Origin of the sequence: Ferrithrix thermotolerans DSM 19514 (assembly GCF_900128965.1) — a bacterium.
GTDB classification, from domain to species: Bacteria; Actinomycetota; Acidimicrobiia; order Acidimicrobiales; family Acidimicrobiaceae; genus Ferrithrix; species Ferrithrix thermotolerans.
The window spans coordinates 22,188-45,876 of sequence record NZ_FQUL01000018.1; the positions used below are offsets into that span (position 1 = coordinate 22,188).

Annotated in this window: 20 protein-coding genes and 2 pseudogenes; 8 read left to right on the plus strand and 14 right to left on the minus strand. The window is 51.1% G+C overall.

What is annotated here, in order from left to right; translation table 11 throughout:
- Positions 1 to 64: 64 nt before the first annotated feature.
- The 3 genes from BUA24_RS06960 to BUA24_RS06970 all read right to left on the minus strand — a co-directional run bounded on the left by BUA24_RS06960 (position 65) and on the right by BUA24_RS06970 (position 2,360).
- Positions 65 to 403 carry an FtsB family cell division protein gene (locus BUA24_RS06960; protein ID WP_072790453.1) on the minus strand — a complete coding sequence of 113 codons (339 nt, stop codon included), beginning with the start codon at positions 401 to 403 and terminating at the stop codon, positions 65 to 67.
- The gene (gene eno / locus BUA24_RS06965; protein WP_072790456.1) at positions 400 to 1,683 is read right to left on the minus strand and encodes a phosphopyruvate hydratase; all 1,284 of its coding nucleotides are present in this window, start codon (positions 1,681 to 1,683) and stop codon (positions 400 to 402) included. Before eno ends, BUA24_RS06960 begins: the two co-directional genes overlap by 4 nt.
- Positions 1,684 to 2,054: 371 nt before the next feature.
- A complete protein-coding gene (locus tag BUA24_RS06970; RefSeq protein WP_072790459.1) occupies positions 2,055 to 2,360 on the minus strand; it encodes a hypothetical protein in 306 nt (101 codons plus the stop codon).
- Between the two features lie 584 nt (positions 2,361 to 2,944).
- Here BUA24_RS06970 and BUA24_RS13395 point away from each other — a divergent pair.
- Positions 2,945 to 3,139, plus strand: a pseudogene (locus BUA24_RS13395) (transposase); the annotation flags it as partial.
- A 63-nt stretch (positions 3,140 to 3,202) separates the two neighbouring features.
- On the opposite strand, the gene BUA24_RS12180 reads toward BUA24_RS13395, so the two are convergent.
- Both BUA24_RS12180 and BUA24_RS06980 read right to left on the minus strand, forming a co-directional pair.
- The gene (locus BUA24_RS12180) at positions 3,203 to 3,394 is read right to left on the minus strand and encodes a hypothetical protein (RefSeq protein WP_143146443.1); all 192 of its coding nucleotides are present in this window, start codon (positions 3,392 to 3,394) and stop codon (positions 3,203 to 3,205) included.
- A 32-nt stretch (positions 3,395 to 3,426) separates the two neighbouring features.
- Positions 3,427 to 3,828, minus strand: coding sequence for a hypothetical protein (locus BUA24_RS06980; RefSeq protein WP_072790461.1), 402 nt, complete (start codon positions 3,826 to 3,828; stop codon positions 3,427 to 3,429).
- Between the two features lie 108 nt (positions 3,829 to 3,936).
- Here BUA24_RS06980 and BUA24_RS06985 point away from each other — a divergent pair, with 108 nt between their 5' ends.
- Positions 3,937 to 4,158: a hypothetical protein gene (locus BUA24_RS06985; protein ID WP_072790464.1), complete on the plus strand. Its 222-nt coding sequence runs from the start codon at positions 3,937 to 3,939 to the stop codon at positions 4,156 to 4,158.
- Positions 4,159 to 4,173: 15 nt separating this feature from the next.
- Positions 4,174 to 4,302: pseudogene (locus tag BUA24_RS13565) on the plus strand (hypothetical protein); the annotation flags it as partial.
- A 230-nt stretch (positions 4,303 to 4,532) separates the two neighbouring features.
- Here BUA24_RS13565 and BUA24_RS06990 read toward each other — a convergent pair.
- The 8 genes from BUA24_RS06990 to BUA24_RS07025 form a co-directional block, all read right to left on the minus strand.
- Positions 4,533 to 5,876 carry a MazG nucleotide pyrophosphohydrolase domain-containing protein gene (locus BUA24_RS06990; RefSeq protein ID WP_072790467.1) on the minus strand — a complete coding sequence of 448 codons (1,344 nt, stop codon included), beginning with the start codon at positions 5,874 to 5,876 and terminating at the stop codon, positions 4,533 to 4,535.
- Positions 5,877 to 5,917: 41 nt separating this feature from the next.
- Positions 5,918 to 6,943, minus strand: a complete 1,026-nt coding sequence (locus BUA24_RS06995) for a peptidylprolyl isomerase (protein ID WP_084660288.1) — start codon at positions 6,941 to 6,943, stop codon at positions 5,918 to 5,920.
- A gap of 121 nt (positions 6,944 to 7,064) precedes the next feature.
- Positions 7,065 to 10,505 carry a transcription-repair coupling factor gene (gene mfd, locus BUA24_RS07000; RefSeq protein ID WP_072790473.1) on the minus strand — a complete coding sequence of 1,147 codons (3,441 nt, stop codon included), beginning with the start codon at positions 10,503 to 10,505 and terminating at the stop codon, positions 7,065 to 7,067.
- Positions 10,502 to 11,086, minus strand: coding sequence for an aminoacyl-tRNA hydrolase (pth, locus tag BUA24_RS07005; RefSeq protein ID WP_084660289.1), 585 nt, complete (start codon positions 11,084 to 11,086; stop codon positions 10,502 to 10,504). Before pth ends, mfd begins: the two co-directional genes overlap by 4 nt.
- A gap of 15 nt (positions 11,087 to 11,101) precedes the next feature.
- Entirely contained in the window at positions 11,102 to 11,629 is a 528-nt protein-coding gene (locus BUA24_RS07010; protein WP_072790476.1) for a 50S ribosomal protein L25, read from the minus strand.
- A 132-nt stretch (positions 11,630 to 11,761) separates the two neighbouring features.
- A complete protein-coding gene (locus BUA24_RS07015; protein WP_072790504.1) occupies positions 11,762 to 12,733 on the minus strand; it encodes a ribose-phosphate diphosphokinase in 972 nt (323 codons plus the stop codon).
- A 3-nt stretch (positions 12,734 to 12,736) separates the two neighbouring features.
- Positions 12,737 to 13,846, minus strand: coding sequence for a bifunctional UDP-N-acetylglucosamine diphosphorylase/glucosamine-1-phosphate N-acetyltransferase GlmU (locus BUA24_RS07020; protein ID WP_072790479.1), 1,110 nt, complete (start codon positions 13,844 to 13,846; stop codon positions 12,737 to 12,739).
- 77 nt (positions 13,847 to 13,923) lie between these two features.
- The gene (locus BUA24_RS07025; RefSeq protein ID WP_072790482.1) at positions 13,924 to 15,498 is read right to left on the minus strand and encodes a glycoside hydrolase; all 1,575 of its coding nucleotides are present in this window, start codon (positions 15,496 to 15,498) and stop codon (positions 13,924 to 13,926) included.
- A gap of 223 nt (positions 15,499 to 15,721) precedes the next feature.
- Here BUA24_RS07025 and BUA24_RS07030 point away from each other — a divergent pair, with 223 nt between their 5' ends.
- Together BUA24_RS07030 and BUA24_RS07035 are read left to right on the plus strand one after the other, a co-directional pair.
- Complete coding sequence (locus BUA24_RS07030) at positions 15,722 to 16,492, plus strand: HAD-IA family hydrolase (RefSeq protein ID WP_218587432.1); 771 nt, start codon at positions 15,722 to 15,724, stop codon at positions 16,490 to 16,492.
- A 738-nt stretch (positions 16,493 to 17,230) separates the two neighbouring features.
- Positions 17,231 to 17,830, plus strand: a complete 600-nt coding sequence (locus tag BUA24_RS07035) for a 3'-5' exonuclease (RefSeq protein WP_072790487.1) — start codon at positions 17,231 to 17,233, stop codon at positions 17,828 to 17,830.
- 16 nt (positions 17,831 to 17,846) lie between these two features.
- Here the strand turns inward: BUA24_RS07035 and cysS are convergent, their stop codons facing one another.
- Positions 17,847 to 19,211: a cysteine--tRNA ligase gene (gene cysS, locus BUA24_RS07040; RefSeq protein ID WP_084660291.1), complete on the minus strand. Its 1,365-nt coding sequence runs from the start codon at positions 19,209 to 19,211 to the stop codon at positions 17,847 to 17,849.
- A 9-nt stretch (positions 19,212 to 19,220) separates the two neighbouring features.
- Here cysS and valS point away from each other — a divergent pair, with 9 nt between their 5' ends.
- The 3 genes from valS to BUA24_RS07055 all read left to right on the plus strand — a co-directional run.
- On the plus strand, positions 19,221 to 21,827 hold the full coding sequence (gene valS, locus BUA24_RS07045) for a valine--tRNA ligase (protein ID WP_072790489.1): 2,607 nt from the start codon (positions 19,221 to 19,223) through the stop codon (positions 21,825 to 21,827).
- A gap of 108 nt (positions 21,828 to 21,935) precedes the next feature.
- Positions 21,936 to 23,147 carry an acyl-CoA dehydrogenase family protein gene (locus BUA24_RS07050; protein WP_072790492.1) on the plus strand — a complete coding sequence of 404 codons (1,212 nt, stop codon included), beginning with the start codon at positions 21,936 to 21,938 and terminating at the stop codon, positions 23,145 to 23,147.
- A 301-nt stretch (positions 23,148 to 23,448) separates the two neighbouring features.
- Positions 23,449 to 23,689 (plus strand): transposase (locus tag BUA24_RS07055; protein WP_178138744.1); only part of this gene is annotated, 241 nt, incomplete at its 3' end.

Genomic DNA, 23,689 nt, shown 5'->3' on the forward strand with positions numbered 1-23,689 from the left:
CTATCGTATCGCTAACGTTACGTCACCTGCCGTCTAACAGAACTAGACTCCGGAACGAGCAGCTCTAGTTTCCCGGTAGCGGCGCTGGAGAGTTAGGCTTTCCGCTCGGTGGCACATACAGGGGACTTCCAGGCATGATCTGATAAGAGAACTCCCCGGGCTTTACCAAGCCAAACTCGTCTCTAGCCAGCTTGTCTAGAAAGCGAGGATCTTCATACTTCGCAACAGTAGTCGATAACTCTCTATTCGAGCGATTAAGTGCAGCTAGCTCCCTCTGAGCACTCGAAAGCTGATGACGTTCGGCGATAAACTGAGTAGTTGGAAAGACGAAGCCCAAATAAATCCCTGTGGAAAAGACACCTATTGCTACAAACGCTAACCTTCTACGAAGTTTCCTCGTCAATGTCTTAATAAGCCCCTTCCCCCGCCGTAGCGTCCGGAGTTTCCAAGCTCAAACTCGATCTCCAGCAATCTGTTGTATTTAGCTACTCTATCAGAGCGCGCTGGGGCACCCGTCTTTATCTGTCCAGCATTTAAGGCTACTGCTAAATCAGCTATTGATGTGTCCTCAGTCTCACCTGACCGATGAGATATTACTGCGCTATATCCAGCCCTGTTTGCCATCTCGACCGCTTCTATGGTCTCTGTGAGCGTACCTATTTGATTTAGCTTGATCAAGATAGAGTTGGCTACTTTAGACTCGATTCCCTTTTGCAGTCTTCGTATGTTTGTGACGAAAAGGTCATCCCCCACCAACTGAATTCTACCACCCAAACGCTCGGTAAGAAGAGACCAGCCCTCCCAGTCGTCTTCAGCCATAGCGTCTTCAATCGAGACGATGTTGTACCTATCCACCAAAGACTCCCAGTAGGACACCATGTCACTGGAGGAAAGCTCTCTACCTTCTCCGGAGAGGTAATAAGTGCCGTCCTTGTACAGCTCCGAAGTGGCCGGATCCAAGGCTAGAGATACTTCCTCACCAACCCTCCTACCTGCTCGGGAGATTGCTGTCGTAAGGATCTCTAGTGCCTCCTCATTAGTGTTTAGGTCAGGGGCAAAGCCACCTTCATCACCTACGAGAGTGGAAAGCGACCGCTCCTTTAGAACCTCTTTTAACTCCTGGTATATCTCTGCACCCCATCGGATGGCTTCACCAAAGTTCTTTGCCCCGTGAGGTACGATCATGAACTCCTGGAGATCCAGGTTGTTATCGGCATGAACCCCTCCGTTGATGACATTGAGCATCGGGACCGGCAACATGTAGCTCGAGACGCCACCTAGGTATCGGTAGAAGGGTAGCCCTAGGGCCAAAGAAGCTGCCCGTGCGACCGCTAGAGAGACTCCCAATACTGAGTTAGCACCGAGGCGACACTTGTTTTCTGTACCATCGAGGTCGATCAGCTGGTAGTCGATATCTCGCTGATTCAATACGCTCTTACCAACGATGAATTCACGGATCTCAGAGTTAACGTTCTTCACTGCGTTACAAACGCCTTTGCCTCCGTACCTCTTGTCTCCGTCCCTCAACTCAGTCGCTTCAAACCTACCTGTTGAAGCACCAGAGGGTACCGTAGCAGTAGCCCTTGCCCCACCACTAAGTTCGACGCTAACCCTCACCGTCGGATTTCCACGGGAGTCCAAGACCTCTAAGGCATGCAGATCCACAACTTCAAAGCCTGACACGTGCCAACTCCAATCTACGCATCTTTGCGTGTCCCGTTATAGGTTACTTCAACTTCATGCAGCCAACTTCAGTCACTATCAGCTCAGCAAGGCTCACACCCTAGCGTCTTGACGTCAACGATCGAAACAGAAGACTGAGGATGGCATACGCCTTTCCAGCATCCTAATACCTTGTCACATTCTCTTCAGAGGAGTTCCGCCTTCACTAGTTCAATCATTTGCCGATAGACGACCGAGTCTTCCAAACTTGGGAAGGTTCCTGTCAATCTCATAATCCGGCAACCCATGAGCAAGTGGCTCGAACCACCATTTAGGAGGCAGCGTATCGAAAAGCAACGGATTGCGAAAGGGTGTAGACATGACAACTCTTACTAGAAAGGCTCCTTCTGCATGGGAATCGAAGTAAGCATCAAAGACGATGCCTGCTCATACACAGTCAAGATCCACTGCGTTCCATCACTAAGTTCAACCACATCAGAAACCTTGACAGCAGTCAGGGTGTTACCTTCGACCCTCAAGGTCACGTTGAGTCCTCGTATGACCTTTGTGATGTACCCGATATTGATCTGATGTTCTCGGTAAATAAGTACTTCGATCGCCATAGTTGTGTCAGTGAGAGCAGCGTTGCTTTGGCGAAAGGTGCCCGATGAAGAATCTGCTAGCGAAAGATAGCCCATGGATGTCGGGTTATTAGCAAGGGAGCCTTGCGCAGTGGTTCCTTACACTATTGGTATTCCCTTGGCAGTAGAGCCGATTGAATAGCATAGTAGCTGGATACTGTCTCTCCCATGATACCGCACGGTCTATAGGTAAGACTGGTTCGTGCTATGACCACGCGACTGTGGAGTCATTTTGGTCAATCTTCAAGCACGAGTACTTCTACCGTCACGCCTTTTCAGGCCTCGAAGACTTCTTCGATGGGTCGCCGAATACATAGACATTTACGACAACACTCGCCGCTATTGGAAGATGGGATACCTCGCACCCGTAACCTTGGAACTACCATTTACAATACAGGCTTTAGCAAGCTAATTTAGTGTCCACTATTTCTAGGAAACCTCAGCTTGGGTTCAAGGGGTGAGCGCACCGGTTGCGAAGAGAAGTCGTTCACATTTAAATCAAAACACGAGATGTCAAATGACTGCTACCTGCGCCTTCGGTTCAACGTTGTTAGAGCCTGGTTCCTCTATGACCTCCAGTCAGAGCGCCGCAGAGAGATCTTTGCCGATGCCAAGTTAGCTCATATCAATCCCTCTGCAACACCAAGAGGCCACAGGCCCCAGCCTCACGCATCGCCTCAGTCATGGTCCTACAGACCTTGTACGGACTCTATGATCGAGAGGCACTTGATCAGGTTCGCTATAATCTGCGGTTCAAGCTTGCGATTGGTCTTGAGCTCGATGACCTAAGGCTTTCACCCCTCGGCACTTACCTGCTGGAGGAAGCGCATCAGTAACTCAGCGACTCCCAACCTCATACTTGATCTTTCCCATGAGATCACAGATGACACTACGATCCTTCACACCCATACCAAGTGGGTTCCTGACTCAACGACGTTGGTCGATGCCGTCATTGCGTAAAGCACACCATGACCCAGATCGTGGCCCAAATCAAGCGGGTCTAACAGCTCATCAGAGAGCTTTCTTCGGTTCCTCTTTCCGATAAGATCGCCCAGACACGGACAAAGCCCAATACCGACTACTCCGACCAAGAGCAGGTAAATAATAAACGATTCATGTTAGTTCATGATGCAAACGTACTTATTGAGCAAACTAGAGAGCTTGGGTGTTTTCGCGATGACAAGAGTAGTGCACCGTCTCCTCTTGTGCTACCCAACAACTTGGTGCTATTAGTCTTCTTGGGGTGGTCGCTGGTCGAGACGTTGATCTCGTCGATGAGAAGATTGACACCTACCGTCTCGTCAAGGATCGGGTCGTCTCCACCGTTGATTCTGAGTCTCGCTATGTCCACAAATGAGGAAAGAACCACCAGAGCAAGCACAAGGGCCATATCGCTATCGATACCGACACCGAGATGATCACCCCTGCCACCCTGCCCAAGGGTAACGCCTCCGATGCATTCCTCGCCAAAGAGTTCTTTGTACAATAGCGTAAATCGGTGCCCGACTATCGGGATAGTGGGCATTTAGCAATAGACCTCTCAGCACCTAGCAGATAAAGGTCACACTGAAGTGATCAAGCCACATCCTCTTGGTATGGTGGTCCCAGGGTTTATAGCCTTTATGATCGCGCCGTGACCAAGTCCACCACCGAGACACCTGAAAGTGCCACCTCTCCTGTAGGGCACACCGTAACCATCTCAGCTAACAGGAGAGCCTACTTTACCGAGTACTTGAGTGCCTGCCCCTCCAAGAATCGCTGCACTCGTTCCGAACTTCGACGAGTGATGAACGTTTATCCATATCACTCCTACGCCAAGGCTAAGCGCAAGCGTTTGAGGGCTGAGGGGACCTAAGCTGACTACAGAGCGACTCGACTAGAGGTAGACCGGATCCACACCCAGATGAAGCGCAAACTCTATGGTTCAAAGCTCCAATACCGGGGACTAGCCAAGAACACCATTGACCATAGGCCTCTTAGCGCCGTCTGGAACCTCTAGTTACTCCTGCGAAACACCCTCACTGGAGAAAATCGGAGATGGGTGATAGCGAGTTGATACCACCTCCTCTCCCTTCCTTCTCTAAAGAGAGAGGACCAAACCAAAGACCCAGCAGCCACAGGCCCAAAACATGGTCAAGAACGCAGTTAGACCAACGATGGGAAGGAGTATTCAGCAGAGTCCTAAGCTAAGCACGCTTCAAGGTCACAGGTTCCACAGAGAAAGGAATCTTAGGATTCCTTGCTTGTGTCTTCGATCTTCAAGATCTCGCTCCTAAGCGTTCGAGAAGCCAATCGCAATATAGCATCGATGTCTACCTTGTTATCAAGAGCCGCTAGTACATCGAGGTAAAACTTGTCATTTGGTTCCGTGGAGGAATCGCCCGACGGTGTCAATCTTTGCAAAGACTCCAGATCACCGTTCAACCCTTTGTACTTCCTGTAGATCTTCTGTACCTCTATCGTCGAGGGTAAGGACGCTGAAACGCCCTCAAGTACAGATGAGCGATCCTTTTCGACTTTTTTGAGTTTCTCCCAGTTTGACACGACCTCAGACGCAGAGCCGACCGTTACGTCGCCGAAGACATGGGGATGACGGTAGCGTAGCTTGGTGTCAATAGTTTCAGCCACGTCTTCGACTGAGAACCAACCTGCCTCGCGTGCTAGATTGGCATGGAAGAATACCTGCAAAAGGAGGTCACCGAGCTCTTCTCGCAGGTGCTCCATCGCCCCATCTAAATCCGATCCGCCGACCGAGAGTTCATCGATCGCCTCTACAACCTCGTAAGCCTCTTCTATGACGTGTCTCGTCAGGGAGGTGTGAGTCTGCTCCGCATCCCAGGGACATCTGACTCTCAGAGTTTTGACCGTCTCCCACAAAGCCAAGATCTCTCTTACGGGACTCTTGATGCCTTTGAGCATAACGGAGGTGAGATGATCTGGCTGGGCCGATACGGGCCACGAATACTCCTCGACCTCTATGACCTCTTGGTCTTCAAGACCCAGATGATGAAGGATGATGACCTCGCACTCCAACTCTTCGGCCACATTCAAGAGGTCATCGACTAAGGTCTGGGAGTAACACTGCATTATCAAAACGTTGGAACCGTAAGCACCAGGTGCTGCTAGAAACTCATAACAGTCGACTATTGAGATTCCATCTATAGGATCCATCCTCAATTCAGTCCACGCCAAATCCAAAAAAGAAAGGGCTGGACGGAGGATAACTCTTGCGTCTTGTTGCGCCAGGAGCATCTTTACTGTAGATTCGCCCACGCTTGGAGATCCTGGAACGACATATAGTACCCTGCTACCTTTGCTAGCCTCTTGAACAAGCCTGTCGGAGATACTGTGGTAGAGTTCTTCAAACTCCTCGGCTTCTTCGTAGAGAAAGTCAAAGGACTCCGCCTCCTTACCGGCTTCATTGCACAATTCAATGAACTCTGGCGCGCTTGGATGGTTGACTGTACGTACGAATATAACGTCTGCTGCGTTTATAGATTCAACAAGTGTACGGTCTAAAAGGCTTGTAGGTCCCGGACCCAGTCCGCATACCTCTATCACTCCTGTAATCATCACTAAGACGCTAGTCGTTCCCCGCTGTCATGTACCTGGGGCTAAGAGGGAGTAGCGAAGAACGCCTTTTGTGCAGCCGCAGAGGGTGCAGAAGGGGGCAGAACCGATACCTGACCGTTTGCCAGCGACAGTCTCCCGTAAGAGGGATTCACTTCAACCTGCGACGCCTTAGCGAAACTCTGCACATAGTCCGCCAGCTTCGTTGGCGCAGCGGACCCAAGCAGCTGAGTCACAATATTTGGGACCGCCTGCGTCTCGGGAACCACTGGCTTTGAGGTCACCTCGATGAGATACCATCCTTGACTGCCTTGGAAGGGGGAAGAGACTTGGTTCACACCCAAAGAAGATACCTCTTGGGCGAAGCTCGGTCCAAAGGCCTGTGAGTACTGGGAGAGTAGTCCACACCCTAGAGCGCCACCGTTAGAAGCGGTGTTAGTGTCCTTGGAGTCCTTCTGAGCCAGCGATGCAAATGAAGAACCAGCCGCTACCTGCTTAGCTATAGAGGCAGCTGCACTTTGAGTCGTCACCAAAATATCTGAGCTACAGTACTCAGTGAACGCTCCTACGTGTTGGTTATAGTAGTTATTTACCGCCGTGGGAGAAAGGGACTTTCCAACAAGATGAGCCTCAAGAGTGTCGATAGCTGCTGTATCATTTACTAGCTGTGCCTGATAGTTCTTAGGAAAGCCAGCAAACACGGTTGCGCCCCCAAAACCTGCCGCCGCCTCAGGGTAAGCAACCGCTAAGGCGGACTGGCTCACCGGTAGATGGAGCTTCTTTAGTGCCTGTTGGATGAGCGTGACCGAGATTCGACGGTTCAAAATCTCTGCGGTAAAGGCTGAACTGAAGGTACCAGCGCCGGAACCATAGATGGAACCCTGCGACTTCTCGATCTGAGCAACAAAAGGCTTGTTGGATGCTACGTCTTTGAGTTCGCTAACCAACTGGCCTTGGGTGATAACCTGCCCGTTAACTTTGGCTGCATACTGGGACAGTGAACATGAAGACAACAGCGCTGCTGACAAAGACACAAACGAAATAGCCTTTAGAGGAGTTACTCTCAACATCTCTCCTTGGAAACAGTTGATTTATACCATTACCGGCGAATATCGCCTTGGTATCACTATCGATAGATCGTAACGCCAGGTCCATTCAACCAAGACCGTAAGTCTATCAATAAATCCTTAGCTAGATTGTCTCTATCGCAGCGGTGGTAGAGGATTCATCGAAGATGATCTCGGAGCAAAATCGCTCAACAGCTTCCAGTAAGGGTATTTGGTTCGATACTGGCACGACCAGCTCACCTTGACCTTCTCTAACTACTGCGGAGCGATAAAGCCGCCTCAGTCGAACGATTCGAGACCTTGGGATAGAGACCGGCGAAACCCTTAGCTCGTAGTTCACCGCTCCAGGGCGCTTCAACACCGACAACGTAGACACCGACCTCTCAGCTAGCCTCACCTGCAACCTTACTATCCGCAGAAGGTTCTCTACTGCAACTGGCAGAACTCCAAAGCGATCTTTTAGTTCCGCCTCCATCTCGTCTACATCAAAAAGAGAACTTGCCTTAGAGAGACGGGAGTAGAAATCTAGCCTCAGGTCTTGACGCTCTACGTAGTCCTCTGGAATGTACGCCTTGACCGGTATGTCTACACTCGGGAGAGGGTTATGCTCTCTTTGAACCTCTCCATTTAGATCGGCGACCGCTTCTTTCACCATCTTCACATAAAGGTCGTAGCCAACAGCAGCCATATGACCACTTTGGCTCTCTCCCAAGAGGTTACCTGCGCCTCTGATCTCCAGATCGCGCATTGCGATCCGATAACCTGACCCTAGCTCCACGTTCTCAGAGATAGTCTTTAACCTATCAAAGGCCAGGTCGGTAATTCGTTCAGAGTCAGGATAGAAAAGGTAAGCGTACGCTCTTACCCCAGAACGACCTACTCGACCACGAATCTGATGAAGTTGCCCGAGTCCCAAAGTGTCCGCCCGATCCACTACCAACGTGTTCACCGTAGGCATATCTATCCCAGACTCTATGATCGTAGTACAGACAAGCACATCGTACAGACCTTCCCAGAAATCTATAACTACCTGTTCTAGGTGGCCTTCATCCATCTGCCCATGAGCAACAGCTACCCTTGCCTCCGGAACAAGTTCACGTAGTCTCTGAGCCACAGACTCTATATCGCGAACCCTGTTGTGAACAAAGAAGACCTGACCCTCTCGAATCAGTTCCCGGCGGATCGCCTCCGACACAGCGAACTCATCGTAGGGACCGACATGGGTAAGGATCGGCTGTCGCCTCCTAGGTGGCGTCCGTAGCAACGAAAGATCCCTGATCCCCGTAAGAGACATCTCCAAGGTCCTCGGAATCGGCGTAGCAGTAAGGGTAAGCACGTCAACACCACTTTTGAGCTGTTTTATCTGCTCTTTGTGATTGACACCAAATCGCTGTTCCTCGTCGACTATCAAAAGACCAAGGTCTTTGAACTGCAGGTCTTTCGCTAAGAGACGGTGAGTCCCGATTACCAGATCCACAGAACCATCCCGAAGACCCTTTACGACATCTCGCGCCTCTTTACTCGTTAAAAATCGTGAGAGCATCGCTACATTGACGGGCTTGCCTTCGAAGCGGTCAAGAAAAGTTTGGTAGTGCTGCTGTGCTAGCAGCGTCGTTGGAACCAACATCGCTACCTGCTTTGAGTCCTGGATGGCTTTGAAAGCCGCTCGGATCGCTATCTCCGTCTTACCAAAGCCCACATCGCCACAGACAAGCCGATCCATCGGCTTTGGACTCTCCATGTCTGCTTTGACCTCTGATATAGCTCTTTGCTGATCTCTAGTGAGCTCATATGGAAACCGTTCCTCCACTTCGCGTTGCCATATAGAATCCGCTGAGAAGCTGTGCCCTTCTGATACAGTTCGTTTTTGATAAAGGACTACTAGCTCCTGTGCTACCTCTTGAGCGGCCTTTCTAGCTTTAGCCTTAGTCACCTGCCAGTCAGAACCGCCTAGCCTTGAAAGTGTTGGCCTTTCGCCACCAAAGTACGGGGTTATTAGAGATATCTGCTCTGTAGGAACGTAGATTTTGTCAGATCCCTTGAACTCCAATATGAGATAGTCTCGCTCCGCTCCAGCCAGAGTCCTCTTGGTCATACCCCGATATATCGCAATACCGTGGTTATCGTGGACGACATAGGAGCCCGGCTCTAGTGCCTCAAAGTCCACCTTAGCCACAGCCTGCTTTCTACGAGTGGCCTCATGCCGGTGAGACCTACGCCTCCCAGATAGATCTGACTCTGAGAGAACAGCTACCTTGGAAAGTGAGGAGATAGCGCCTTGATAGAGGGGTGCACCTGAGAACACCACGACCTTATGGCCCTGAGCCGCCTTTGGATCCCATCCAGACTCCGCTAGCGTTGCGTCGACTTCGTGCTCAACAAAAGACGAGACGATGGCCTCCGCGCTACCAGGACTTTCAACTCCAACAACCACCAAGTATCTCTGGTGGAGAAGGTCTTTGATCTTTCGTACAAGATCCTCGCTCTCCCTTCCTGAAAGACCCCAGCTGCGGACGACCTTTTCTTGCCCTAGAGCCGGCTCTACCAGGAACAGTCTCGCATCACTAGAGCCTAAGACGTCGTCCAACCCAACGTGAAATCTTGGGAGATCGATCCCAGAGTCAAGTCCCCAGCTCGTGGAGATGGCTTTTTTCAAAACCAACTCTTCTTCGATAAGATCGTTTGCCCTGCCACGAAGCCTGCCTGCCTCAAAGAGAACCACCTGGTCTTCATCACCAAGCAATGATGCCACCGTCTTCTCTGACGAGCTGAGCCAGTACAGCCAGGACTCGACCCCATCAAAATACTCACCTGATGCGATACGTTCGAAGTAAGAGCGCCCCTCTGGAATCTCTTTGGCAGCTACCTCAGCTTTTACGCGCACGGCATCGTCGATAAGGCACTCTCGCGCCGGCAGTAAGTCAACACTTGCAAGGGAGCCTATCCTACGCTGATCTTCTGGGTCGAACTCAAAGATCTCCTCGATTTCGTCCCCAAAGAGATCGACCCTGACTGGCAGGTCGAACGACGGAGGAAAGAAGTCCACGATCGACCCTCTCACTGCGAACTGTCCCTTTGTCTCTACGACATACTCACGCACATATCCCAACTGGTACAGAGATCTTTCAAGAGCATCTAGATCTATATTGTTTCCTACCCTAAGGGTTTTCCCCAATGAAGATGTATTGAAATCGAAGAGTCTCTGCATCAGCGCCCTTACCGTCATGACTACAACTGTTCCGGACTCTTTGCTACGCGCCTTTCTGAGCGACTCAAGCACCTTTATACGTTGGCCCACGAGGTCTCTTGGGGGGGAAACTCTCTCAAAGGGTAAGCTTTCTAGTTGCGGAAAGTACTGAACGGTCTCTTGGCCCAGGTATACCTGTAGATCCTCGAACACCCTCAGAGCCGAGTTTGTATTAGCACAGACAAGAAACGTGATCGATCCGGGCGTCCGTTGAAGATGCAGAGCGCCAAAAAGTGGCCATCCACTTTCTTCAGCGACCACAGGGGATGAGCTGACGGGCGCCCCGTAGCTATTTACCAATCGCAAGAGGTCGATCATCTGGTATTGGAGTTGAACTCATTCATCGCTTTTTCGACTCCGTCTCTAACGATTGATTGAACCGCCATAGCCGCTCGCTCTGTGGCCAGTTCAAGCTGAATCCTCTCGTTGGCATCCGGTCTCGACAAAACCCATCTAGATATGTCAACACCATCTCTCGGACGACCTATTCCGACTCTTACTCTAATGAAGTCTTTGCTCCCAGCGTAGCTTGCGATCGACTTGAGTCCGTTATGACCTGCGAGGCCTCCACCACGTTTTATCTTTACAACCCCCACCGGAAGATCGAGTTCGTCGTGAATCACCACAAGGGAGTTCACTACCGCTTCGGGATACCTCTTCATCAAACACACAACAGCACGCCCGGACTCGTTCATGTAGGTCTGAGGGAAGGAAAGAACGGTTGGGGCTCCACCGATCTCAGCCTCACAAGCCAAAGTCATACAGCTCTTTACACGACGGAGGGAGACATGAGTCGAGTCTGCAAGCTTTGCTACTACAGCCGCTCCCGCATTGTGCCGGGTTTTCTCATAGCGTTCTCCAGGGTTACCTAGCCCAGCGACCAAATACAGCTGTGGCAACTAGACCAACTAGTGTTACTCTTCTAGAGCGAGTTTGGCGACCACGAAATCAGTTTCCGCAACCACCTTTACGCCTTTAGGCAGTGGAACTAAAGACGCCATTACCTCTCCAGCATCGTTTGCCAGTTCCGCCCCCACCTCAATGGCCGCAGGAATAGAAGATGCGGGACCTTCGACGTTCAACGCCGCTACCTGAAGGACAAGTGTCGTAGGGGCAGTAAGAGTAACTGCAGAAGTAACTACGTCCTTAGCGTTCATGAACAAAAAGTCCACGTGGGTCACTTCACGACGGATTGGATGCACCTGTACATCTTGAACACGCACAATCTGAGACTTTCCATCTATCGAAAGCGTTAGTATCGAACCCTTAGCAACTCTGTTAGAAAGGGCGCTTCGCAACTCTCTTAGATTGCAAGAGATTGCGATAGGAGACGACTGCGCGCCGTATACGACTCCCGGCACCATGCCCTCTCTACGAATCCGGCGAGAGGCTCGGCTCCCCGCCTCGCGACCACCTACGGCTTTGACCTCAACCTGGGACACAAAACTCTCCTAAGCATGCAGTTTAAGAAATACCAAATGCAACCAGAATAACCTAGTCGACTCCGTGGCAAACCTTGCCACTTGCAGCAACAAAACAGAGCATAGACAGAGTCTTCGATGAACGGCTAAACACTACGAAAGGTTATCACCTTTGAAGATGTTAGAGACAGAACCGTCCTCGAACACAGCGGCGATAGCATCGGCCAACACCTTGGCGATAGAGAGCACTTCTAGCTTGTCGAAGCGTCTTTCTTCCGAGAGTGGCAAGGTATCGGTAACGACCACCCTTGATATGTCCGAGGCCTTTAGACGGTCCACGGCTTGACCTGAGAGCAGACCATGAGTCGCCATCGCCCATACCTCTGAGGCACCTTTTGCAACTAGCAGCTCTGCAGCCGCACAGATCGTTCCGGCGGTGTCTATCATGTCGTCGATAAGTACACAACGCCTACCCGAGACCTCACCTACAACATCAAGAGCCTCAACTACATTTGCAGTGCCCTTTGGCCTTCTTTTATGCACAAAGGCGACGTCGGCGTTTAGGTACTGCGAGTACCTCGAAGCAACCTTCACCCTACCTGCATCAGGGGCGACGATTACAAAGTCTTCGTCAGCATGCCGCTTCAGGTACTCAATTAGCACTGGCATCGCTGTCAGGTGGTCGACGGGGCCATCGAAGAAACCTTGAATCTGACCTGAGTGGAGGTCCACGGACACTATGCGATCCGCTCCAGCTGCCGCAAAGAGATCCGAGACAAGCTTTGCCGTTATAGGCTCACGCCCGGCAGACTTTCTGTCTTGGCGAGAGTATCCATAGTACGGACAAACAGCGGTTATTCTGTCTGCTGATGCCCGTTTCGCAGCATCGATCATGATGAGTTGTTCGAAGATCGAGTCATTCACGGGTCCTGCATGGGTTTGGAGGATGAAGACGTCCTTACCTCTTACAGAGTCTCCAAATCTGCAGTATATCTCGCCGTCTGCAAAGTCCTTTAGGACCATAGGGCCAAGGCGAACCTCAAGATGCTTGGCTACCTCAAGCGCTAGTTCCCTGTGAGCTCTACCCGCATAAAGCTCGAGTCGTCTTCTAAGTACTAGCTCCATCAACTACTCCATGTTCTCTTTGGAACCGATGCTCTGATACGCCGGTACCTTGGTACCAGGTGCGAGGTAAACAAAGGGTCCTACCTTAGCTCCGTCGCCCACATAGGCTTTATTCGCTTCACAGTATGATAGGCGCACTCTTTCTCCAACAGTGCAGTCGACGAGGTGACATCCAGGTCCTACCACGCTTTGCGAACCTATCGTCGTTGCTCCTTCAATCACGGCACCAGGCCATATAGTCACGTCCCTGGCCAACTGGGCTCTGCAGTCGATATAGGTGGTGTTTGGATCAACAAGGGTCACTCCCTCTCTCATCCAGGCGTAATTAATTCTTCGACGCATGACCTTCTCGGCGTCGCTGAGCTGAGCCCTGTCATTGACCCCCATAACCAGCGAGGCGTCTTCTAACTGAGAGGATCCAATCGAGTAGCCGGCAGCGGAGAGAACCGCCACTGCGTCTGTCAGATACAGCTCTTGCTGGGAGTTCAAGGGCGCAAGGCGTCTAAGTGCAGCTGGCAGTGGTGCGGTATCAAACATATATAAGGAGGTGTTTATCTCGTCGATCTGACGTTGCTCCGCAGTGGCGTCGCGTTCTTCGACTATCGCTACCACAGAACCATCTTTTGACCTTATCACGCGCCCATATCCAAAAGGATTTTCCACTCTGGCCGTTAGCAAAGTGGCCGCACACTTACTACTAAAGTGGGTTTCAACCAACTCATTTAGAACACTCGACTCGATGAGGGGTACGTCTGCAGGCATCACCAATACAGCTCCCCGACGGCCGCCAAGCTCAACGATAGGGTCGCTGATCCTGGTCATCGCTACACTTAGGGCGTCTCCTGTTCCCTTTAGACTCTCTTGCCGAACAAACACCAGTTCCAGATCGCCTTGATACAAAGAGAGAAGTTCGGAGCGAATCTCCTCTTCTTTGTGACCCACAACTATAACCACTCGGTCGATCATGCTCAGTTCGTCAAGCGCGGTCAATATGTGTTCAAGCATCGTCTTGCCACAGAGCTTCAACAGAGGCTTCGGACGCTCAGACTTCATACGAGTTCCCTCTCCGGCAGCCATTATAACCACGGATAAAGGAGCGTGATAACCGTTCATACGCCTGCATCTCCAAAGAAACTACAGAAGCAACTAACTAGCGTCAGCCACTCGACTTGATCTATAACTATTAGTATCTACCTTACCCGAAATACATAGGTCAGCACGGAGTCAGGCGGTATTGAGGCAACAGCGATACTCCCTTTCACATCAGGGAGATCGGCGTTCTTCCAACTAGCACCAGGATCGGTTAGTAGCGCTGCAGTCGGTATCAATTCTCCCCTACCAACCTTAGTGTGAGGAAAATCGATCTCCAGAGTCGTCGGCCCTCCCGCTACAGTGCTGTTGCCAACGACGACAGTCCACTCAGACCTCGTCCGAGCGGCCAACGCAAACACAGCTGGAGAGTCCGACTGGACGGCGTGTAAAGTAGCGCCCGGAAGAATAAAGCGGGAGAAGTTCCCAAAGACGTAGTACCTCTTTGTGAGATAGAAGTTTTGGTCTCCATTCTTTGCACCGTTTAGGTCGTAATACGCAAGGCCGTCGTTACGTCCAAGGTAGTTAACCTGATTCCAACATCCTGGCGCAGCTAGGGGACTACAGCCCAAGTTGGGCGATACTGCAGTCCACCAGTCGAAAGCCCTGTCTCTGCCGAAGGTTATGTCCGTGTAGATCGTGTGAGCTAGCCACATTCCAGATACCATCGTGGGGTCGTATTGATATCCAAAGTGCGCCCCATTGTAGCAACAGATCTCAGTCATCCACGATGGGATCCCAAGGGGCGAGATCTTGGAGGCCATCTCCGACAGTACGTTGCGATGCGGAAAGTCATAGAGGTGGTGAGCTACAACGGCAAGGTACTTGGCGACTTGGGGCTGCTTCGCCCACTCGTATAGATGTGGCAGTAAAAGGGTGGACACCTTAGACGACTCATCCGCAATCTCTTTGCACCAAGGGGCATACTTTGCCAGTTCCTGGCCAACTGCAACGACCAGGCGAGCTCTCAAGCTAACAGGAACCGCCATCCCCTCTTGCTTACAGGAGCCGAAGTTGTTGTCGGGCTCGTTCATAGGTGAAACGTAGTTGACCTGTACGTGGAAGTGCTCTTTTATACCTTGGATGACCTGTGCAAGATAGGTTGCGTATTGAACGATTTCGTTGGGGTTTAAGGATCCTCCACACGCCAGATGATTCGTAGTGAAAGCTGGAGGTGCCGAATTCACAAAACCAACGAGATCTCTTACATGGTATCTATCGGCCATTTCCAGGAACTCAATACCTGCTGGATCTGCTCCCCAGTTATAGTTTCCAGGCCCCACATAAAAGGTCGGGGGTGCCTTCCATGGCACTATTACGCCCGCCCCGCCACCACCTATGTTGTATCGATACTGCGCAAGATGAAGACCAGAAGCAGAAAAAAGAATTTCACCAAGTCGCTCCTTTGCTTTCCGGGAAAACTGTGACACTGGTCCTGGCCACCAGGCTCCAGACGCTCCGAACCCTTGCCACTTCAACTCAGCAGTTGGGGAGACCGATAAAGTAGCCTGTTGGATTTGAGCGGGAGACTTATCACCATCTGTCGCAGAAGGCCCCTGTGCACCTGAGTCGATAATGAAGATCGCCAGCACCAGTGCTGCAAAGACCAGAACTGCAGAACGAAGAAGGTACGAGACCCCGACTCGCTCACCTTTTACGCTCTCACTTCCACCCAATACAATCTCCCACTTTCGCAATTTTCTGACCATAACCTACCGGAAGGTTGTTGAAAGACAGTTGAGTAATCTGCGAGTCAATTAGATTACCTAATAAGTCTCCCGCACATGGAAAAGGGAAATGCATCCAAGGAGAGTTCAAGAGTTCTTCATCGCCACAGTTCACCTGGCTAACGCCCCTTTTGGGTGACTTTTCGCATCGATTCTCGAGTTACCTTGACAGATGCAAGAGCTTTGGAGGGAGATGACAAAGACCGCCGCCTTAATCTTCGACGTGGACGGAACTCTGGCCGAGACTGAAGAGGCGCACAGACAGGCATTTAACGACACCTTTGAACGCTTCTCCGTGGAGTGGTACTGGGACCGATACACCTATAAACGGTTACTAAGAGTAGCGGGGGGCAAGGAGCGGATAAGGTTCTACGCAACCGAAATGCGCACCCCTCTCACAGAATCCGATATTCGAGCCCTGCATCTGCAGAAAACCGCACGTTACGCGGAACTCGTCGAGTCCGGGGATGTTGGTCTTCGCATTGGGGTCAAGCGACTGATCGAGGAAGCGAAGCACTGCGACATAAAGCTGCTAATCGCAACCACCACAAGCTACAGCAACGTCGTGGCCTTACTCGACGCAACACTTGGCAAAGGTTCCGTCGACATATTTGACGCTGTGTCTGCCGGTGATACGGTGAGGTTCAAAAAGCCCGCCCCAGACGTATATCAAGAGGCCTTATCGCTCTGCGGTCTCCTACCCGATCATTGTATTGCCGTGGAAGATTCAAGAAATGGTCTCTTAGCAGCAGTATCGGCTTCGGTAACGACCGTGGTCACACCCACCGCCTATACCAAGGACGAGTGCTTTGGTGAAGCTGCATTGGTGCTTGACCACTTGGGCGAGGAGGGTACTCCCTGCTCTGTGCTGATGGGTCCTGAACCACCAGAACCGCTGTTGCGAGCGTCATGGCTCGACCAACTTCTTCCCAAAGGGCGGTGACGCCTTTGCCCTCCCACGAGAACGGCTCGAATCGAGGCTCTAAAGCTGCGCCCTAAAGCTCTAACTATCAAATTCGTAGCAGAAGACAGAAGGACGGGTATAGGTTGCTTGGGATCAAGTCAACACCGCAGAGATAGAAGCACGATTATTTCGAAATCTAGAGCCCTTGCGACTATCGACTCTTGGGTCACAAAGATCCTACCGCTTGTAACTATTAGGTCCGCAAGCCAACTAAGGGACCGGGTTAACCGAGCTAGGCCTAAACTGCTGTGCAGCTCCACCGAGAGCGATCTGTAGTGCATCTCGGACAGGCTCGATCCGCTGGTAACTTGCGTAGAACCAAGGAGTACATACAGAAAGATCTACATATCGCTCTTTCTTGCCTGGGCACAAACCACATTGTCACATCCACTAAAGGTGGCGCAGATCGTTGTCAACGGACATTTAGAACTACGCGAAGACGGGCACCACTGATAACCTTACACAGCACTACAAAGTCACATGAACCTCTTCAAGGCCCAAAAGTCCCTGAGCCACTGACTCTTGTTCACGTTCCTTAGCAACCTCGTCGACTGTTGGATCGAACTTTATCCGGTAGCTTGATCGCTAGAGACAACAAGTTACAGCCTCTAACTCGATAACAAAGACCATCCTCTAAAGCTTCAGCGCTACGTAAATCTTGTAACTTTGAACCTCTAAGCTAACCTACAAAAACAGCTAACTCGGGAGCCACCCTCGATGAGAAGGACAAGAATCAAGCGTAAGCCAGTCGGTGGACAAAGTTACCTATTCCCACCCCCGGGAAACTACTCTTACGTTGCGCTCGACGTCGAAACAACAGGTCTTGATTCACAAAACGACCGAGTTTTGCAGTTAGGTGTTGTCCTTGCAGACGAAGGGCTCTTGCCAAGATGGGAGGGCGCTGTCCTCATCGATCCTGGCACTTTGGTACCACCAGATGTGGTACGCATTCACGGACTAAGCAACAAGTACGTAGATGGTTGTGTATCGTTCGCTCTCGCCGGAGCCTGGCTCACACCTCTTATCTCAAATAAGTGCATCATCGGCCACAACATCGACTTTGACCTCAGTTTTTTAGCTGAGGAGTACAAACGATCTAAGATCGAGTTCCCTTACGTGACAGGTATTGTCGACTCTCTGTCGATGTCGCGACGACTTTTGCCCCATCTGCGAAGACATCGACTTCAAGACGTCTGCATCGAGCTTGACATCGAAATTACCCAAAGTCACGACGCTTGCTACGACGCCCTGGCCTCTTTGTCCGTAGTTAGAACCCTTCTTGCTAGGGAACCAGACTATATCGAGAACCTCATATAGATGTCTCGAAGGATCGTCACGATTTACGCACCCTGTATCCCTCCAAAGTGTCCTCAACGAGGTAGCCAGCTGCATGGATCTGATCACGAAGCGCATCAGCTGCAGCAAAGTCTCTACTCCTCTTCGCCTCCATCCTCAAGGTAGCCAGCTTGGCGATCTCGTTAGGAATGGACTCTTCTACACGGCCCGGCTGTAGCCCCAACACTTTCATGGCCATGGCAACCTGAGAGGCTAGTGTCTTAGCTGTCCTAAAATCTCCCCGATCGAAAGCCGCATTTCCGGATTTGACTGCTTCAAATATCTCTCTGGTCGCAGCTGGTGTATCGAGGTCGTTATCCATAGCATCTTCGAAGCGGGAAAGGAAGGATCCACTTTCATCTAGCTCCACCGTTGGATCATCCAAGATAGGACCCATCCGTTGCGCAAATTGATCCAGCCTTCGTAGCGCGGAGGTGGCTTCCTCTGCGAGCTCTCTAGTAACCTCCAAAGGAGACCGGTAGTGGGCTCGCACAACTAGTAACCGGTAGGCTCGTGGATCATAGAGATCAAGCATCTCGGTCAATGTTGTAAAGTTTCCCAAGGACTTGGACATCTTGACCCCTTGCGACTCCACAAAGCCGTGGTGCATCCAGATCTGAGCAAATCCGTAACCTAGGGCTTCTGCTTGTGCGCGTTCATTTTCATGATGAGGAAACCTAAGATCAAGACCTCCTCCGTGGAGGTCGAAGTCGTGACCCAAGATACCTGTAGACATGACAACACACTCGCTATGCCACCCTGGCCTGCCATCTCCAAAGGGCGACGACCAGGTCAGTTCATCCGCCTTTGCAAACTTCCAAAGAGCGAAGTCAAGGGACTGCCGCTTGTGCTCAGAGGCGTTCCTTTCAGAGCTCTGAACCTTCGAGAGATCCTGCTGGGCTAACAGACCATAGTCCTCTACCTGGGAGACATCCATGTATACTCCGTCATCAGAGATGTATGCAACCCCACTGCCTACTAACGTTGCGACCATGTCGACTATCTGTTCTATCCAGTCTGTTGCTCTCGGAGCCGACTTTGGCTTTAGAACATTGAGCCTGTCCATCTCCGCCCACCAGATCTCCTCATACTTTCGTGCCAAGGCGATAGGGTGCTGAGACCCCCGCCTGGCACGTTCTATTATCTTGTCGTCAACATCGGTAACGTTAGAGGCGTGATTCACCTCGAAACCTTTATGTTCGAGGTAACGTCGCAAGATGTCAAAGGTCAAAACAGACCGACCGTGTCCGATATGGGGAAAGTCGTATACTGTCGGTCCACAGACATACATTTTGAACTCTGGTGGAGACAGCGGCGCAACCGCTATGTTGTTACCAAGTAGAGAATTGTAGAGACGCAGCATATAAAAGGCATGATAGTCGTGGACTCAAAAGTTTCTTATCCGGAAAAAGTGAACGTCGAGGGGCTCGAATCCAAGTGGAGTAGGCTGTGGGAGGAGGCCAAAATATATCGGTTCGACGGCTCAGCCCCTAAGCAGCGGATCTACTCGATAGACACTCCCCCGCCGACCGTAAGCGGGTCTTTGCACATAGGTCACGTCTTCTCTTACACTCACTGCGACATAGTCGCTCGTTACAAACGCATGCAAGGATTCGAGATCTTCTACCCTATGGGTTTCGATGACAACGGGGTTCCTACCGAGCGAAGAGTGCAAAACTACTACGGGGTGAGGTGCGACCCCACCCTTCCTTATGTTCCCAATTTTTCAAGCAGTGATCTGACAGGTAAAGAGGTCGTCGCGCTATCGCGACAAAACTTCATAGAGCTGTGCAACGAACTTACACAAAAAGACGAGCAGGTCTTTGAAGATCTATGGAGGAAGCTTGGCCTATCGGTCGACTGGTCAATCACCTACACGACGGTTGGACAGACCGCAAGACTAATCTCCCAGAGTTACTTCGTACGAGGAGTTCTAAAGGGAGAGATCTACTCCCTTGACTCGCCAACCCTGTGGGACGTAGACTTTCAAACCGCCATCTCGCAGGCTGAGCTGGAAGACCGAGAGGTAGAGGGTACCTATAACAGGGTAAGGTTCTACTTCGAAGATGGGACCCCCTTAGAGATAGAGACGTCTCGCCCAGAGCTAATTCCCGCCTGTGTAGGCGTTGTTGTCAACCCTGAGGACGAACGGTACAAAGGGATCGTCGGGAAGGTGGTCTATTCGCCACTTTTCGAAGTGCCACTTACGGTATTTACACATCCCTTGGCAGATCCAAACAAGGGCACAGGCGCAGCTATGGTGTCAACCTTTGGAGACCTTACCGACGTGACATGGTGGAGAGAACTCTCTCTTCCGCTTAGGAACATAGTCAATCGGGACGGAAGGTTAGTGAAGGAGATACGCTTTGACGAGGAGAACTGGCCATCTCGAGATCCTGCGACGGCGCAGGGTTTCTACGAGGCGCTCGCTTTAAGGACAACCAAGCAAGCTCGCGAGACTGTCGTCCAACTGCTCAAAGACAATGGTCACCTATCTGGCGATCCCAAAAAAATACGTCATGTGGTGAAGTTCTACGAAAAAGGCGAACGACCACTAGAGGTAGTCACCTCACGTCAATGGTATGTGAAGACCCTTGTCCACAAAGACGACCTGTTGAGACGTGGACTGGAACTGAACTTTATCCCCTCAAGTATGCGCGTACGCTACGAAAACTGGGTTCGGGGACTGAACGCAGACTGGAACATCTCACGGCAGCGGTACTTTGGAATCCCGATCCCGACCTGGTACGAGGTTGGCGCCGACGGCGAGGTTCTCTACGATCGACCCATAGTTCCAAAGGAGACGCAGCTACCCATCGATCCACAGGTCGACACGCCAGAGGGTTATACCGAGTCGCAGCGAAATCAGCCTTTCGGCTTTACAGCTGATCCAGATGTCATGGATACCTGGGCCACTTCGTCTCTTACGCCATTTATTGCGATCGCGTCGGCTTCAGACAGGGTCGATCTAGACAGATGCTTTCCGATGGATCTGCGCCCTCAGGGACAAGACATCATTAGGACCTGGCTGTTCTACAGCGTCTTGAGATCAGAGCTGGAGTATAAAACCCTTCCATGGGAAAACACGCTGATCTCTGGTTTTGTGTTAGATCCCGATCGCAAGAAAATGTCTAAATCAAAGGGAAATGTAGTAACGCCGATGCCTCTCATAGAGAAGTTCGGCGCAGATGCACTTAGATACTGGAGTGCCTACGGTCGCCCCGGCGTTGACACAGCAGCGGATGAGTCACAGATGAAGGCGGGAAGAAGACTTGCGATAAAGATAGGAAACGCTTCCAAGTTCGTCTTAGCCGTCACTAGTCTCCAGAAAAAAGGGGATGAAGAGGCACTGCGCCCTAGATCTCTTATACCTATCGACAAAGACATGCTTCTGGCACTAAAAGAGTGCATAGAACAGGCCACTGACGCTATGGACGCCTACGAGTACACAAGATCCCTGGAACTGATCGAGGATTTCTTTTGGGGATACTGCGACAACTACATAGAACTTGTGAAGGTCCGTGCCTATGGAGAAGACGATGCACAAAAGTCAAGAGAGGGATCGCTCTCGGCTCGATACACCCTATTGAAGTCGCTCTCTATACTTCTGCGTGCATTCGCACCGTTTCAGCCTTATATAACAGAAGAGGTCTGGTCATGGTGGCAGCACGGCTCGATCCATCGGGCACCTTGGCCCCTAGGGAAAGAGATCGACTTTATACTAGGAGATACATCCCAGACCAAATCCAAGGGCTCCTACGAACTGGCGTCCACGGTTCTTTCAGAGATTCGCAAGGCTAAGTCCAGCGCAAAGGTGTCTATGAAGACGGCGGTGAAAGAGCTAATCTTTGAAGCAGATGACAGCCTTGCCTCTGTGTTTGAGACGATAAGAGGCGATGTCATCCACGCTGGAGTGGTCAAAGAGGTCAAGACTCTAACCGGGGACTATAGGGTCCAGGTCGAGCTCGATCTCGCTTGAAAACGATACTTTGGACGATTCGTTACTGCGTGGTAACATTGGGGGGCGTCCTCAAGGGAAGAACGACACGGATAGGGTTCTCTCTGATTTAGTTAAGGGAGGTTAAGTATGGAGTTCTCTCTATCACTCAACGAAGATCAACTAGAGATTCAAAAGTGGGTTCACGACTTCGCAGAGAAGGTAATTCGGCCGGCAGCAAGAGAGTGGGATGAGCGGGAAGAGACTCCGTGGCCGATAATCCAAGAGGCTGCAAAGGCCGGTTTATACTCCTTTGACTTCATCGCAAATGGGTACGCAGACAAGAGCGGCCTGACACTGGCATTAGTCAACGAGGAGATGGCCTGGGGTGACGCAGGCATCACCTTAGCGATATTTGGATCGACGCTAGCCGTTGCAGGCATAATGGCTAACGGTACCCCCGAACAGATTGCAGAGTGGGTACCACAGTGTTTTGGAACAGCGGACGATATAAAACTTGCGGCCTTTGGGGTATCTGAGCCAGACGCCGGCTCAGACGTGTCGTCTCTTCGGACCAGAGCCACTTATAACGAGGCCACCGACACCTGGACGCTCAACGGAACCAAAACCTGGATCACGAACGGAGGCATCGCCGACCTACACGTAATTGTAGCCAGCGTCGATCCGGATCTAGGAGCTCGTGGTCAGGCTAGCTTCATCGTTCCCCCAAATACTCCTGGACTCCGTCAAGGACAGAAGTTTAAGAAAATGGGCATAAGGGCTTCCCACACCGCAGAGGTTGTACTAGAAGACGTAAAGGTGCCGGGAAGTTGTCTCCTTGGCGGGAAAGAGCGTCTGGACGAAAGACTCGCTCGCTCACGGCGCGGAGAGAGGTCAAACAATCAAGCAGCGATGGCAACCTTCGAAGCCTCGCGCCCTATCGTCGGAGCACAGGCCGTAGGGGTTGCTCGAGCAGCTTACGAATACGCCCTTGAGTACGCAAAGAACAGAACGCAGTTTTCCCGAGCGATCATTGAGAATCAATCGATTGCATTTCGATTCGCAGATATGGTCACCAAGATAGATGCCGCAAGATTACTTTGTTGGAGAGCGGCATGGATGGGAGCCAACGGAGTCCCCTTCAACCATGGAGAAGGTTCTATGGCGAAGCTTTACGCAGGCGAAACTGCTGTTTGGGTCACAGAACAGGCTATTCAGATACTTGGAGGTTATGGATACGTTCGAGAGAACTACGTAGAACAGTGGCACCGTGACTCAAAAATCTACACAATCTTTGAGGGTACATCAGAAATACAGCGCCTAATCATCTCAAGAGCTCTTTCCGGAGTCCACATCAAATAAAGCAGATCTATCTTGCCTGGTACACGAGCACCCAAAGACGCTTAGGTGTTCCAAAGAAGCGGCACGGTATCACAGACAATTTCGAATCACAAATAGGAACAAGGGTCTAATAACTAAGGTAGCGGGATCTACCAAGAAAAATAGCATCCACCTAAGTGGTGTATTGACTATCAAGTATTTCGGTGTAAAACCTAGCCTTGCATAAACAGTGCCGCTGTTTGATCCTTATGAGGGGCTCCCCAGAAACTAACCCACCCGATATGTGAGTTTTGCCTCCGAAGTAGATGTGGAGGAAAACACCATGAAATCCAAGCGACACACCGAAGAGCTGGTGATCAAAGAGCTTGCCGAGGGCGACAAGATGCTGAGAGAAGGTAAAACTGTTGCCGAAGTTGCTCGCAACCTAGGCGTGATAAAGACCACCTGGCATAGATGGAAGAACACCTATGGGGAAGTGAAAGCAACAGATGCCAAGAAGCTCAAAGAGCTCGAGATGGAAAGTCGCAAGACTCAAGACGATTGTTGCCGATCAAGCACTTTGA

Bases quoted from the DNA above. Each gene is read 5' to 3' on its own strand.
- mfd (WP_072790473.1), bottom strand. From the start codon at position 10,505: ATGATCGACCTCTTGCGATTGGTAAATAGCTACGGGGCGCCCGTCAGC.
- BUA24_RS07020 (WP_072790479.1), bottom strand. From the start codon at position 13,846: ATGAACGGTTATCACGCTCCTTTATCCGTGGTTATAATGGCTGCCGGA.
- valS (WP_072790489.1), top strand. From the start codon at position 19,221: ATGATAGTCGTGGACTCAAAAGTTTCTTATCCGGAAAAAGTGAACGTC.
- BUA24_RS06980 (WP_072790461.1), bottom strand. From the start codon at position 3,828: ATGCCCACTATCCCGATAGTCGGGCACCGATTTACGCTATTGTACAAA.
- BUA24_RS07030 (WP_218587432.1), top strand. From the start codon at position 15,722: ATGCAAGAGCTTTGGAGGGAGATGACAAAGACCGCCGCCTTAATCTTC.
- BUA24_RS06990 (WP_072790467.1), bottom strand. From the start codon at position 5,876: ATGATTACAGGAGTGATAGAGGTATGCGGACTGGGTCCGGGACCTACA.
- BUA24_RS06995 (WP_084660288.1), bottom strand. From the start codon at position 6,943: ATGTTGAGAGTAACTCCTCTAAAGGCTATTTCGTTTGTGTCTTTGTCA.
- BUA24_RS07015 (WP_072790504.1), bottom strand. From the start codon at position 12,733: ATGGAGCTAGTACTTAGAAGACGACTCGAGCTTTATGCGGGTAGAGCT.
- cysS (WP_084660291.1), bottom strand. From the start codon at position 19,211: ATGCTGCGTCTCTACAATTCTCTACTTGGTAACAACATAGCGGTTGCG.
- BUA24_RS06970 (WP_072790459.1), bottom strand. From the start codon at position 2,360: ATGGGCTATCTTTCGCTAGCAGATTCTTCATCGGGCACCTTTCGCCAA.
- BUA24_RS07050 (WP_072790492.1), top strand. From the start codon at position 21,936: ATGGAGTTCTCTCTATCACTCAACGAAGATCAACTAGAGATTCAAAAG.
- BUA24_RS07035 (WP_072790487.1), top strand. From the start codon at position 17,231: ATGAGAAGGACAAGAATCAAGCGTAAGCCAGTCGGTGGACAAAGTTAC.